The sequence below is a fragment of the Trebonia sp. genome, from assembly GCF_030042015.1.
Lineage (GTDB): Bacteria > Actinomycetota > Actinomycetes > Streptosporangiales > Streptosporangiaceae > Trebonia.
Genome location: NZ_JASIAL010000255.1, coordinates 1 through 12,586, shown reverse-complemented (window position 1 = coordinate 12,586; position 12,586 = coordinate 1). Strand labels below are relative to the sequence as shown.

At 72.5% G+C, this 12,586-nt stretch carries 11 protein-coding genes and 1 riboswitch; of the genes, 2 read left to right on the top strand and 9 right to left on the bottom strand.

What is annotated here, in order from left to right:
- Together Q1N79_RS13670 and Q1N79_RS13665 are read right to left on the bottom strand one after the other, a co-directional pair.
- Nucleotides 1-644: nitronate monooxygenase (locus Q1N79_RS13670; RefSeq protein WP_300609032.1), on the bottom strand; the 644-nt coding region annotated here is incomplete at its 3' end.
- Nucleotides 645-909: 265 nt separating this feature from the next.
- Nucleotides 910-2,277, bottom strand: coding sequence for a cytosine permease (locus Q1N79_RS13665; protein ID WP_300609030.1), 1,368 nt, complete (start codon nt 2,275-2,277; stop codon nt 910-912).
- Nucleotides 2,268-2,380, bottom strand: a riboswitch (TPP riboswitch). Its footprint overlaps the gene before it by 10 nt.
- Before the next feature lie 124 nt (nt 2,381-2,504).
- Between Q1N79_RS13665 and Q1N79_RS13660 the strand changes: the two genes are divergently transcribed.
- The gene (locus tag Q1N79_RS13660) at nt 2,505-3,419 is read left to right on the top strand and encodes an NAD(P)-dependent oxidoreductase (RefSeq protein ID WP_300609028.1); all 915 of its coding nucleotides are present in this window, start codon (nt 2,505-2,507) and stop codon (nt 3,417-3,419) included.
- Here Q1N79_RS13660 and Q1N79_RS13655 read toward each other — a convergent pair.
- The 3 genes from Q1N79_RS13655 to Q1N79_RS13645 form a co-directional block, all read right to left on the bottom strand.
- The gene (locus tag Q1N79_RS13655) at nt 3,416-6,169 is read right to left on the bottom strand and encodes an aminodeoxychorismate synthase component I (protein ID WP_300609026.1); all 2,754 of its coding nucleotides are present in this window, start codon (nt 6,167-6,169) and stop codon (nt 3,416-3,418) included. The genes Q1N79_RS13660 and Q1N79_RS13655 overlap by 4 nt on opposite strands.
- Nucleotides 6,170-6,190: 21 nt before the next feature.
- Nucleotides 6,191-6,667, bottom strand: coding sequence for a MarR family transcriptional regulator (locus Q1N79_RS13650; protein ID WP_300609024.1), 477 nt, complete (start codon nt 6,665-6,667; stop codon nt 6,191-6,193).
- Between the two features lie 62 nt (nt 6,668-6,729).
- Nucleotides 6,730-7,515 (bottom strand): hypothetical protein, encoded by a 786-nt coding sequence (locus tag Q1N79_RS13645; RefSeq protein WP_300609022.1) that lies wholly within the window; start codon nt 7,513-7,515, stop codon nt 6,730-6,732.
- A 114-nt stretch (nt 7,516-7,629) separates the two neighbouring features.
- Between Q1N79_RS13645 and Q1N79_RS13640 the strand changes: the two genes are divergently transcribed.
- Entirely contained in the window at nt 7,630-8,967 is a 1,338-nt protein-coding gene (locus Q1N79_RS13640) for an MFS transporter (RefSeq protein ID WP_300609020.1), read from the top strand.
- Nucleotides 8,968-9,155: 188 nt separating this feature from the next.
- Here Q1N79_RS13640 and Q1N79_RS13635 read toward each other — a convergent pair whose 3' ends face one another.
- The 4 genes from Q1N79_RS13635 to Q1N79_RS13620 form a co-directional block, all read right to left on the bottom strand.
- Nucleotides 9,156-9,989 (bottom strand): arylamine N-acetyltransferase, encoded by an 834-nt coding sequence (locus Q1N79_RS13635; RefSeq protein ID WP_300609018.1) that lies wholly within the window; start codon nt 9,987-9,989, stop codon nt 9,156-9,158.
- Complete coding sequence (locus Q1N79_RS13630) at nt 9,982-10,545, bottom strand: DoxX family protein (protein WP_300609016.1); 564 nt, start codon at nt 10,543-10,545, stop codon at nt 9,982-9,984. The genes Q1N79_RS13635 and Q1N79_RS13630 overlap by 8 nt, the downstream gene beginning before the upstream one ends.
- Nucleotides 10,546-10,655: 110 nt before the next feature.
- Nucleotides 10,656-12,251 (bottom strand): class I adenylate-forming enzyme family protein, encoded by a 1,596-nt coding sequence (locus Q1N79_RS13625; protein ID WP_300609014.1) that lies wholly within the window; start codon nt 12,249-12,251, stop codon nt 10,656-10,658.
- Nucleotides 12,212-12,586, bottom strand: a 375-nt coding sequence (locus Q1N79_RS13620) for a hypothetical protein (protein WP_300609012.1), incomplete at its 5' end; no start/stop codon positions are given. The genes Q1N79_RS13620 and Q1N79_RS13625, both read right to left, overlap by 40 nt.

The window sequence follows — 12,586 nt, the reverse complement described above, 5'->3', positions numbered from 1 at the left end:
CGTCGCCCGGGCGGGGGCCGACCCGCCGCCTCCCACGCCCTGGCCGTTGAGTTCCCGAGCGCGCGGTGCGGAGCATCCGGCCACCCGACCTCGTACAGGTCGGGGTACCAATGCGGGTCGGTTTCTGCCGCCGCTATCAGCCGGCGCCTGTAGTCGTCGTGGATTGGCATCTCCTGGGCAAGCAGGAACCGGGTACCCAGCCACGCGGCCTGGGCGCCCAGCGCGAGCACCGCCGCCACTCCCCGGGCGTCACCGATGCCGCCGGCGGCGATCACCGGCACCGGTGCCACCGCATCCACCACGGCGGGCACCAACGGCAGTGTCGCGACGCCACCCCACACGTGCCCGCCGGCCTCCCAGCCCTGCGCGACGACCACGTCCACGCCGGAGGCGACGACTCGCCGCGCCTCCTCGGCGCTGCCGACCGTGTGCATGACAATCCCCCCGGCCTCGTGCACATGCTTGACGTAGCCGCTTGAATCGCCCCACATGAACGACACGACCCGCAGGCCGGCCGCAAGAGCCTGGTCAAGGCGATCATGCCGGTCCTCGGTCAGGATGAGGTTGCCGCCAAACGGCCGCGCGGTGAGCGCCGCCGTCGCACGGACGAGGCCCCCGACGTCTTCGGACCACGTCAGCGTCACGATGCCGAGCGCGCCGGCGTTCGAGACCGCCGCGGCAGCGTGCCGCCCAGCATGATGATCAACAAGATGCCGGCGGTCAGCACATAGCCGCGGCGCGTGTCCGAGGCTTGTATGCCCTCTGTTATGCCCTCTGTGAACGAACGAGACATCATGCGGTCTCCGGTACCCAGCCGGCTTGCTGCCGCCCGGTGGCTCCCCCCGGATGCGCGGGGCCGCAGTTACGATGCTTCCCCCGGCCACCTGCCGGTACACGCGGACCCGTGTGCTAGCGTGCGCGCGCCAGCCGGGTCAGCGCCCCGGTCAGCAGCGTGAGCACGCCGGCCACGCAGAAGGACAGGATCGACGCCGACATCCAGCTCGCCGGGGTAAAGCCGATGGCGTGCCCAACCGACGTCCACGCCGACACCCACCACGACACGTACCCCGGGTTGATGAGCTGGTAGGTGACGAAGCCCGCGGCCCAGGGCAGCAACATCGGCCAGCGCGAGCGGGCGGTCGCAGAAAGATCCCAGCTGGCGGAGACCACGAAATAGTCCGCGATGAGGACCGCCGTCATCGGCACGAACACCGAGCCGATCAAGTCGAGGAAGTTCTCATAGTCGGCGATGTTGAGCCACAGCGCGCCCGCGGTGGTCAGCGCGGCGATCACGGCGGCCAGGACCCGCCGGTCCCACAGCGGGCGCAGGTTCTGCGTCGAGACCGCGGTGGAGTAGACGTTCGCGAACGACTGGTCCAGCTCCCTGGCGGCGAGAACGGCGAAGGCGAGCGAGCCGAGCGGCAGCGCGATGAACGCGCCGTAGATGTCGGCCGGGTTGCGGGCGACCGTGACAAGCGCGAGCAGGCCGATGACGTAGCAGAGCGTCTGGGTGATGCTGTAACCCGCGAGCGTGCCGGCGAACGCGGCGCGCGGGCTGCGGGAGTGCCTGGTGTAGTCGGCGACCAGCGGCGCGAAAGACACGGCGACGGCGACCACCGTGTCCATGGCGGGCCAGTAACCGGACCAGGTCCCCGCCGTGAACGCGGCCAGCGGGTGCCGCATGAGCTGCACGAACAGGTAGCACAAGACGATGAGCACGGCGGTGGTCGCGTACCGGCGCAGCACCCGGATGGCGCCAAGCGGCCGGATGGTCAGCAGCCCTGTGGCCGCCCCGGCGATCAGGACGTATCCCCACTTCGGCAGGGCGGGCGCCACGGTGTGCGCGGCCGTCGCGATCGTCACCAGTTCGAAGACGCCCCAGCCGAGGCACTGCACGATGTTGCACACCGTGGGCAGGTAGGACAGCCTGGCACCGAACAGCCCGCGCAGCAGCACCATGGCCGGCGCGCCGGTCTGCGCGCCGGGCAGGCCGGCCAGCGCCAGCGCCGCCGTGCCGAGCACGGTGCCCGCCACGACCGCGGTCAGCGCCGCGGCCAGGGAAAGCTCGGGGGTTCCCGCGCCGCCCGGCTGCAGGACGAAGATCGCGCCGGTGAAGCCGAGCAGGCTCACGCCAAGGTTGCCCCACAACCCGAACTGGTCGAGCAGGCTCAGCGCCTGCGGCACCGGCTCGGCCAGCGTGCGCGCGACCTCGGAATGGCGGTCACCGGGGACGGTGACGAAGTCGTCGCTGGCGGTCGCGGACGTCGTCGCTGCCATGGCAGCCTCCCTACGCCGGCATTACCCGGACAGGTTCAGACGGTCGGTGACGCGGCAAGTCACCCTCTCAGCCCGGTCAGCCCGAGCTCCCGTGCGTATGCAGTTACCCGAATCTACCAGGCGCCCGGGGCGCCCGGGGCGCCCCGGGCCCGTGGCGGGGTCTCACGCGGGCCGCAGCGGGTAGAACCGGCTCTGGGGGCAGGCCGGGTCAGGAAGTGGAGACGCCGATGACACAGGGGAACGCCGGGGGCGACGGCACGGGGGTCGCGGTGCTCGGAACCGGGATCATGGGCTCGGCGATGGCGCGCAACCTGGCCGCCGCCGGCCTGCGCACCCGGGCGTGGGACCGGTCGGCGGCGGCGAGCGCGCCGCTGGCCGCCAGCGGTGTCATCGTGGCCGCGGCGCCCGCCGACGCGGTCCGTGACGCCCGGGTGGTGATCACGATGGTGCCGACGGGAGACATCACGGAATCGGTCGTGTTCGGTGGCGGTGTCGCCGAGGCGTTCGCGCCCGGCGCCGTGTGGGCGCAGATGGGCACCATCGGCGTGGCGGCGACGGCCGGGATCGGCGGCAGGCTTGGCCGTTCCCGGCCCGACGTGCTGTTCGTTGACGCGCCGGTGTCGGGCAGCAAAGGGCCGGCCGAGTCCGGCCAGCTGCTCATCCTGGCGTCCGGTCCCGCCGCGGCCGGGCCGCCGCTGCGCCCGGTTTTCGCGGCCATCGGCCGCAAGACCGTGTGGCTTGGTGAAGCCGGTCAGGGCAGCAGGATGAAGCTGGTCGTCAACGCCTACATGTCTACCCTCATCGAGGGTGTCGCCGAGGCGCTGGCACTGGCCGGCCGGCTGGGCATCGACGATAAGGAGCTGGCCGCTGCCATCGAGGGCGGACCGCTCGACGCGCCGATCGCCGACGCCAAGCTGCACAAGATGGCCAGCGGCGACTACGCGCCCGAGTTCCCGCTGCAGTGGGCGCTGAAGGACGTGGACCTCGCGCTCGCCGCCGCGCGCGGCGACGGCGAGACGCTGCCGCTGCTCAGCGCCCTGTCCAGGCAGTGGCACGCGGCCGTGGACGCGGGCCACGGCAGGGAAGACGTGAGCGCCGCCCGGCTGGCGCTGGCCGGCCCGGCCGGGCGGGACCCGCACTAGGCCGGCGCGACACGGTCGCGCCCGGCGGTCACGGCCGCGCGCACGAAATTCCCGATGATCGCCTCGCCGTGCGTGGTGAGGACGGATTCGGGGTGGAACTGCACTCCCTCGACCTGCCATGCCACGTGCCGCAGGCCCATGGGGAGCCGGCCGTACCTGGCGGTGACCAGGAGCTCGGGCGGCAGCGAGTCCTCCTCGACGATCAGCGAGTGGTAGCGGGTGGCATGGAAGCCCTGCGGCAGCCCGGCCAGGACGCCGCGGCCGTCATGGGTGACCTCGCACACCTGGCCGTGGACCGGACGCGGGGCCCTGATCACGCGCCCGCCGAACGCCGCTGCGATCGCCTGGTGCCCCAGGCAGATGCCGAGCACCGGGACCTGCCCGGCGCAGCCGCGCACGACGTCGATGCTGATCCCGGCCTCGGGCGGGGCGCACGGACCCGGCGAGATCACCACGCCCGCCGCGCCGGACGCGGTGACCTGCCCGGCAGGCACCTCGTCGTTGCGGACCACCTCGGCCCGGCAGCCCGCCGTGACCAGCAGGTGCGCCAGGTTGTAGGTGAACGAGTCGTAGTTGTCGACCAGGATGACCAGGGGCCGCGCGGCACCGCCGCGCGGGGTGAGCGTCCGGCCGTGCCACGCCGCGGCCGCGGTCCGGCTGGCCGGCCAGGCGGCTGGCCGGCTGGCCGGGCGGGCGGCCAGGGCCTCCGCGACATGCTTGGTCACCGGCCCAAGTTCCCAGGACTGCGGGCAGCCGTCGATCGAGGCGACCGGCAGCACGCCGGCGACGGCGTTCGACACGAAAATCTCGCTGGCGGCGCGCAGCTGCTCGATGCGCAGCGGCTCGGTGCTCGCGCCGATGCCGTCGTCGCCTGCGGCGCGCAAGATGGCCGCCCGCGCGGTGCCTGGCAGGATCCGGCCGTCGGCGGGCGGTGTCCGCAGCACGCCGTCGATGACCGCGAACACGTTCCCCCTGTCGGTCTCGAGCACCTGCCCGTCGGCGTCGGTGATCAGCAGCTGCCCGCCCCGCGGCAGGCCCGCCGTGTCCGCGAGGCCGGCGAGCAGCCGCCGGTCCAGCCATTTGTGCGCGCCGAAGCCGCCGGGGATGACCGCCGGCCGCAGGATGACGGCCGCCGGCGCCTGGGCCAGCGGCACGACCTCGACGCGGGCCTGCAGCGGGCCGCCGACCGGCCGGACGGTGATCCGCAGCCGTCCGGAGGGGCGCCTGGCCAGGCAGGCCGCCAGGTCGGCGGGCAGGGAGGCGGGCAGGTCCTTGCCGTAGAGCTCGCGGGTGCTTTGTTCGAGCCGGGCGAGATGGGCCGCGAGGTCGGCCGTTTCCCCGGCGGTGACCAGCAGGGAGCTGAACACGCCGGCGGCGGGGCGCGGCCGCGACCAGGTCGGCTCCCCCGGCGCGCGCTCACCCGCGGCGGTGTCGAGCCGGCTGCCGATCGCGGTGATCAGCGGCTTGGCCTTGATGAGGCATTCGGCGTACTCCTCGTCAGGCACCGAGTCGGCGACGATGCCGCCGCCGACGCCAAGCCACACCAGGCCAGGGGCGAACTCGAACGTGCGGATGGCCACGTTCAGCTCAAGGCCCGCGGCGGGGCTCAGGTAGCCGATCGCGCCGGTGTAGACCTCGCGCGGGGCCGCCTCCAGTTCGTCGATCACCTCAAGCGCCCGCACCTTCGGGGCGCCGGTCACCGAGCCGGGCGGGAACGCGGCGCCGATGAGGTCGCGGTCGGTGGCGTCCCCGGCGAGCGTGCCGCGGACTTCGGACACCAGGTGCCAGACGCCCGGGTGGGGCTCGGCGTCGAGCAGGCGGGGGACGGTCACGCTGCCCGGGTCGCAGACCCGGCTGAGATCGTTGCGGACCAGGTCGACGATCATCACGTTTTCTGCCCGGTTCTTGGCCGAGCTTTCCAGGTCGCCGCGCTGCGCGGTCGCCTGCTCGGGCCGCGATGACCGGTGGCTGGTGCCCTTGATCGGCCGGGATACCACGACCCCGCCGGCCCTGCGCAGGAACAGCTCGGGCGACAGGCTCGCCACGGCGCCGCCCGGCGGGGAGATGAACGCGGCGTACGGCGGCGACAGGGCCGTCACCGCCTGGCAGAACGCGTCAAGCGGGTCGCCGGAGAAGTCCGCTTCCGCCCGCAGGCAGATGTTGGCCTGGAAGATGTCTCCCGCCCTGATGTACTCCACCGCCTGCGCGACCGCCGCCTTGTGGCCGGCTGCCGGGGTGATCAGCCGGAAGGAGCCGCAGGCGTAGCCGAGCGGAGCAGGGGGCGGGCTGGCGGCCCGGCGGCACAGGTCCGCGAACCGCCGCTCCAGCGCGCCGGCGCGGGCCGCGGTCCACAGCGCCTCGAAGAACCACTCGCCGCTGGCCTGGTCGTGCCGGAGCACATGGTCGTAGTAGCCGAACCACCAGGCCGGAAGCCGCCGCTCCCCGCTCGGCGGCAGCGCCTCGCCGGCGGAGCTGTACCCCAGGTACCCGATCCACCCGCCGCCGAACGCCGCGGCCGTGTCGTCGCCGCCGTGTCCTGACGGGTACGGGGCGTCGAGGACCTCGCCAAGCGCCCCTGGCGCGCCGCGCGCCAGCAGCGGCTCTGAGCCGATCACGTCGCTCCCGCCGGCCCAGGTCCCGCACAGCGCGACCGGATGGGCGTCCGCGCGGACGAGCCGCAATGCGTCGGCCGGGCGCAGCTCCCACGCCAGCCGCCTGCTCACCAGGCGGGGAACGTCGCTAGCGCGCACGGCTGCTTCCGGCCGACATGCCTAGAAGATAGCCGGTTTGCAGGCCGCCTGCTGCGCGAGCTTTTCCAGGATGGGCAGCGCGGCCTCGAGCACGGCGAGGTCCGCCGGCGCCAGCCGCGCGACGCAGTCGGCGAGCCGGGTGGCGTTGTCCTGGCGGACCTTGTCGATCAGCGCGCCCCCGTCCCCGGTGATCGCGATCACGCAAGCCCGGTGGTCGGCCTCGTCCGGCCGGCGCTCGACCCAGCCGGACGCCACCATGATGTCCACGATCCGGGACATCGTGGAGACCTGCACGCCCAGCCGGTGCGCCAGGCCGCCCATCCGCATGGGTCCGGCCGCGGACAAGACCGCCAGCGTGGTCAGCCGGGTGGGGGTCAGGTCGCCGCGCCCGCCGAGCTTCCCCGCGTGGGCGAGCATCTGCACCGCCACGCCGAGACGGCCCGGCAGGTCCGGCGTGGCATCCGGCGCTGCCTCGGGCGTGGTGTCCGCGAGAGCCATCGTTACCATCCACATAGTTGCTATGTACCAACTAACGTATACGCGGCCTGCCGTGTTCCGCGTCAGCACGCGGTGACACGCCCGCCGGCCCGGCGCAGCCGGCCGGCCCGGACGAGGTCGTCGGTCTGGGTGTCCGCCCAGTACCACGGCCAGGAGAACCAGCGGCGCAGCTCGGGCTCGGGGACGACGACCGCTGCCTTGACCGCGGCGACGACCAGGTCGGCCAGCGCCGCGGCGGGGTCGGCGCCGCCGGGACCGCCGGGACCGCCGGGGTGGGCCTGGTCCCAGCGGGAAAGCTCGGTTGACTGCATGTGGCCCTCCTCGCCCGTCGCCTCCCCCCACCGGGCCACGAGCGCACCGCACCGCTCAAGCGGCGAGCGGAGCGCCTTGAGCTCCTGCCGTTTGAGCCCGAGTTCGGTGCGCAGGTCCTCGGTGTTCGACGGGCCTGTCCTCGCGAGGTGGTCGAGCAGGCGGCGCCAGCGCGGGTCAGCGGCTCGCATGCGGTCGATCTCGGCGCGGCAGATCGGGTCGAGGAGGTCCGCGGTCTGGGCGCTGACCAGCAGGTTCTTGCCACGGTGGACGGCGACGCACAGGTACCCGCGGGCGGTGAGCTCGCCGAACCACGGCCACTTGGTGGCGGGCCACGTGGCGAAGCCAGGGCTGCCGGGCCGGTACGGCTCCTCGTGGCACGCTTCGTACAGGCTGGGCAGCGCCGAGTCGGGCGTGCGGGTCAGCAGGCCGCGGTCGGCCAGGAACGCGCCGGCCTCGTCCAGCGACGCCAGCGCCCGGTCGGGCGTCAGCCGGCATTCGAACGCCCGGCGCTCAAGAAGCTCAGCGAGCGACTCCATGACGCCATCATCGCCCCTCACGCCCGCTGGGGCTGTCGGCTGGGCAGGCGCCACCGTTCGTTCGGGAAAATTCTTAGTTATTCTCTAGCAAATGACAGCTCACTTGGCGCGCGGATGAGCCGGCTCGTCCCCCGGTGGCTGTCTGGGCACCTCATCGACCTGTCTCCGCTGCGGCGCTCCAGGGATTTCCGGGCGCTGACCGGCGGGCTTGGGGTCTCAACGCTCGGCAGCCAGCTGACCGCGGTGTCGGTGCCGTTCCAGGTGTACGCGATCACCCATTCGTCGCTGTACGTGGGGCTTGTCTCGCTGACCCAGCTGCTGCCGCTGATCTTCGGGTCGCTGCTTGGCGGGTCGCTCGCCGATGCCGTCGACCGGCGGCGGCTGCTGCTCGTCGTCGAGGCGCTTGGCGCCGCCTCGAGTGCCGGGCTGGCGCTGAACGCCGACTTCGGGCCGACGCTGTGGCCGCTGTTCCTGTTCCCCGCGGTGACCGCGGCGCTGAGCGGGATGGACAGCTCGGCGCGCAACGCGATGATCCCCGGCATGCTCGGGCTGTCGTCCGTGCCGGCCGCGAACGCGATGTTCCAGGCGCTGTTCCAGACCGGCGCGATCGTGGGGCCGGCCGTGGCCGGGTTGCTGCTGGCCGGGGCGGGCGTGCGCGTCGTCTACTGGCTGGACGTGGCCACGTTCCTGGTGGCGCTTATGGCCGTGTTCGTGATCGCGCCGCAGCCGCCTCCGCTCGCGGTGGCGGGTGCGGGCGCGGCGGCGGGGGCGGCTGTGGCGCCGGCCCGGCCGGGCTGGCGCTCGACGGTCGAGGGGCTGCGGTTCATCCGGCGGTCCCAGCAGGTGCAGGGCGCGTACCTGATCGACTTGAACGCGATGGTGTTCGGCCTGCCGCGGGCGCTGTTCCCCGCGCTGGCGGCGACGGTGTTCGGCGGCGGGGCCACCACGGTCGGCCTGCTGTACGCGGCGCCTGGGTGCGGCGCGCTGCTCGGCGCGCTGAGCAGCGGCTGGGTCGTCCGGATCCGCCGGCAGGGGCTGGCGGTGGTCGTCGCTGTCGTCATCTGGGGGCTGGCGATCACCGGGTTCGGCCTGGTGCGGTTCCTGCCTTTCGCGCTCGCGTTGCTGGCCGTGGCCGGCTGGGCGGACGTGATCTCGGCGGTGTTCCGCAACACGATCATCCAGTTCGCCGGGCCCGACTCGCTGCGCGGCCGGCTGATGGGCGTGCAGATGGCCGTGGTCGCGGGTGGCCCGCGGCTCGGGGACCTGGAGGCGGGGGCGGTGGCGACGGTGTTCGGGGACACGTTCGCGATCGTGTCCGGCGGGCTGGCCTGCATCGCCGGGGCGCTGGCGGTGGCGCGGCTGCTGCCGGGGTTCTGGCACCAGCGTGCTGTCACGCACGCGGTCAGCGAGCGCGCCGGGGCCGGTGCTGCTGAGGCCGCCGAGCAAATGTAACGGCGACCGCGCACGGCGGACGGCGCAGCCTGCATGGTCCCATGCGTCCCACCTGCCCCGCACATGCGACTTCGCACACTCTGTGACCATTTTTGCGTCCGTTATGGGTGATTTGTCCATGCAAGGAGTGTGCCAAGTGGGCCCGGGAGGCTGTATGGCTGCGGGTGGATGCGGCGCGGAACGGCGGGTCAGGGGACGGTGGGGGCCGCGATCAGGGTGGCCAGCTCCGGCTCGGTGAAGGTCAGGCCGAAGATGCCGGCCAGCGCGCTGGCGAACTCGTCGTCGGTCAGGGTGCGGCGCTCCTTGAGGTGGCCGGGCCGGGTGATCGTGTAAGCGCGGCCCACCACCGAGTGAACCGAGTCGGGGAAGCGGCGGACGAGGATCGGCTGCCGGGTGAACCAGGAGTCTGGGTGGGTGGACGTGAAGTGGTTGGACATCACCACGTCCGCATGGTACACGAGCTGGTCTTCGAGCCGGTAGAGCGTGACCCACTCGCTGCCTTGCAGCTCGCGCAGCTTCCAGGTCCCGTCGCCGTCGTCGCGAACCACCTCGTACACCCAGCCGTCCAGCTCCTGCGGGCCGCCTGAGCGCGGCCCGCGCAGTTCGAGCGGACCGGGCGGCGAGGAACCGAACCCGACGTCGGCGAGCCAGGCCCGCGACCCGGTACGGACCCGCAGGGTCAGGTGCGTGCGCGGCCGCATCGGCTCGCCGTCGGGGACGACCCGGGCGAGCAGCCGCTCCACGTCGAATCCCAGCCGCTCCAGCGCCGCGCCGAACAGCTGGCCGTGCTCATAGCAGTAGCCGCCGCGACGGGCGTCAACGAGCTTGGCCTGGATCGATTCGAGGTCCACCACCACCGGGCGCCCGAGCATGATGTCGAGGTTCTCGAACGGGATGGACGCCAGGTGCGCCCGGTGCAGCGCGGCGAGCGTACTCTCAGACGGCTCACCCGGACCGGTGTACCCGATCCGGGCGAGATAACCGTCTAGGTCCAGCTTGCCGGCCGACCACTCGTCAGTCATCCGCGACCGCGGGCTCGTCGGCGGCTGCTGCCGCCGCCTCCTCCTCCTCGAAGACGGCCGCGGCCTTCGCCGCGACCATCCTGGCGATCAGCGCCCCGGCGACGGCGCCACCCGCGATCACGCCGAGCGCGGTCAGCTTGCGGGGCAGCGACGGCCCGATCCTGAACTTGCCAGGACCGGTCGCGGCGAGCGTCAGCGCGAGCGTGGTGTAGGCGACGGGAAGCTCGACCCCGCCTCGCACGGCCATCAGGCCGCCCTCCCGGTTGTGGGCCGCGGCGACGCTCATCGCGCCGGCGATGGCGAGCGGGCCGGCCGGGTTGGCGATGCCGGTGATCGTGAGCAGGCCGCCCGCGATCTCGGTCGACGCCGCCGCCGCGGCCATCTGCTTGCCAGGCGCGAGACCATTCTTCTCGAACATCGCGCCGGCGCCTTCCAGGCCCGGCCCGTGGAACTTTCCTAGCAGCTTCTGTGAAGCGTGGATAAACATGTACCCGCCGAGCAGCAGCCTGGCGCCGAGCAGGGCCGCGTCGCGCATGATGTCCTCCGTGTCGGTCACCGCTTGAGACTGGAGGCAATATATACCGCCTTGCGGCGCTGGCCTTCCGGCTGGGGAGGCGCCACTGTTCGTTCGGGATATAAATGGGCCTTGGTGGAGCGGCGGCCAGCTCATGTGGGCTGCGAGTCTTCGGTGCCGTCGAGCCAGCGGCCCTCGCGGGCGTCGAAGGTCTCATCCCGCCAGGATCGGCCGGCCGGCTCCAGGCGGTGCTTGGCGATCCGCTCCGACGGGGTACGGGGGAGGTCCCCGCGGAACTCCCAGTACCGGGGCACCTTGAACGAGGCGATCCGCGAAGCGAGAAACGCCCGCAGGCGCTCGGGATCCGGCGTTCGGCCGTCGGCGAGAACCACGTACGCCTTGCCCTCCTCGCCCAGGACGTCATCGGGCACGGTACCCACGGCGCAGTCGACGACGTCCTCGTGGCCTCGCAGCGCGAACTCCACCTCGAGCTGGGACACGTTCTCCCCGCCGCGCCTGAAGAACTCCTTGTGGCGTCCGCGGAAGTAAACCCTGCCGCGCTGGTCCATCGTCACCAGGTCGCCAGTGTTCGCCCACCCGTCACGGAAGAAGCGGGCGGTCGCCTCCGGGTCATTGAGATACCCGTCCATCAGCCCCGGGCAGCGCAGCCGCAACTCGCCGATCTCACCGGGCGGGACGTCGTTGCCCGCCGCGTCCACGACGGCCACCTCGCAGTGGGGAAAGGCGGTGCCGATCGAGCCGGTTCCGACGAGCTCCTCATGGTCCTCGGCCGAGACGCCGATGTTCAAGCCAGTCTCTGTCATCCCGAACAGCTCGAACCAGGGCACGCCCCAGCGTTTCTCGATCGTGCGATGGAGGTTGGGCGGGATGGCCGAGCAGCCCACCCTGCGCAGACTCCGCGCACCGCCCCAGCTGCTCTCGGGCTGCTTGAGGAGCAGCGTGGGCATGGCGCCCACGCAGTAGAACACGTTCACCTCCCGCTCGGCGACGGCCTGCATGAAGGTCGACGGGTGGAATCCGTCGAGCGCCACGAGGTGGGCCCCGGCGTGGAGCGCGCCGGCCACATTCCAGAGCGGATCGACATACGAGAACGGCTGTGCGGTAAGGATGCGGTCGCCCGCACGGAGCCCGAGGAACGCCGCCGCTACCTGACCCATGCGCTGCCAGTAGGCGTGGGAAAGCATGCAGCCCTTCGGAAAGCCCGTCGTGCCGCTTGTGTACTGCACGTTGGCGAGCGTACGGCCGGTTGTCGGCATGCGCGGTGCGGGCGCCGAGCGCGCAAGGACAGCCGGGTAGTGCTCGCCCGCGCCAACCTCCACCGCCGGGATCTTCCCGGCCGCCAGTCGCGCGACCGGCGCGGTGGCCGAATCGCAGATCACGAGCCGGGAGCCACTGTGGCTGATGACGTAGCCGGCATCGTCGCGGCCAAGCCGGGAGTTCACCGGTACGGCCACGGCCCCGGCCGAGACGATGCCCAGCCAGGCGATCGGGTAGAACAGCGAGTTCTTGAGCATGAGCGCGACCCGGTCCCCCGGGGCGATGGCGTGCGCCTGCAGCAGGCCCCGCATCCTCGCCACCCGCTCGCTTGAGTCCGCGTACGTGAGCGTCGAGCCGTCGCCGAAGGACAGGAATGGTTCGCGCGGTCGCTCAGCGGCCTTGGCGTCAAGCAGCTCGCCGAGGCCCATCGTCAGCGGATCCATAGCGGGCTGGCCGGCTCGTCGTCGCACCACTCGAGGATGCGGATATCGCGGTCGGTGAGGAGCGCCCGCAGGAACGCGGCGGGGTTCGGCCAGGCCTCGGGTGTTAGCACGCCTGGCGCGAGCTGCCCTTCGGCCAGGGCCAGGACCGCCAGCGCCGTGAACGTGGTCGATGTCCGCCGCGAGCTGTCGTGAACCTCGTAATGCAACGAGCGGCTGCCCTCGCCCTTGCCATCGCCCTCGCCCTTGCCATCGCCCTCGCCCTTGCCCTTGCCCTCGCCCTCGACCTCGACTCGCAGGGCGAGCGGGATATCGCGGCGGGGAATCTCGAAGTACCGCTCTCCGCGCGGCGATTCGAGGCAGGC

Coding starts and splice junctions, on each gene's coding strand:
- Q1N79_RS13665 (WP_300609030.1), bottom strand. CDS start 2,277: ATGGCAGCGACGACGTCCGCGACCGCCAGCGACGACTTCGTCACCGTC.
- Q1N79_RS13635 (WP_300609018.1), bottom strand. CDS start 9,989: ATGACTGACGAGTGGTCGGCCGGCAAGCTGGACCTAGACGGTTATCTC.
- Q1N79_RS13650 (WP_300609024.1), bottom strand. CDS start 6,667: ATGGCTCTCGCGGACACCACGCCCGAGGCAGCGCCGGATGCCACGCCG.
- Q1N79_RS13660 (WP_300609028.1), top strand. CDS start 2,505: ATGACACAGGGGAACGCCGGGGGCGACGGCACGGGGGTCGCGGTGCTC.
- Q1N79_RS13645 (WP_300609022.1), bottom strand. CDS start 7,515: ATGGAGTCGCTCGCTGAGCTTCTTGAGCGCCGGGCGTTCGAATGCCGG.
- Q1N79_RS13640 (WP_300609020.1), top strand. CDS start 7,630: ATGAGCCGGCTCGTCCCCCGGTGGCTGTCTGGGCACCTCATCGACCTG.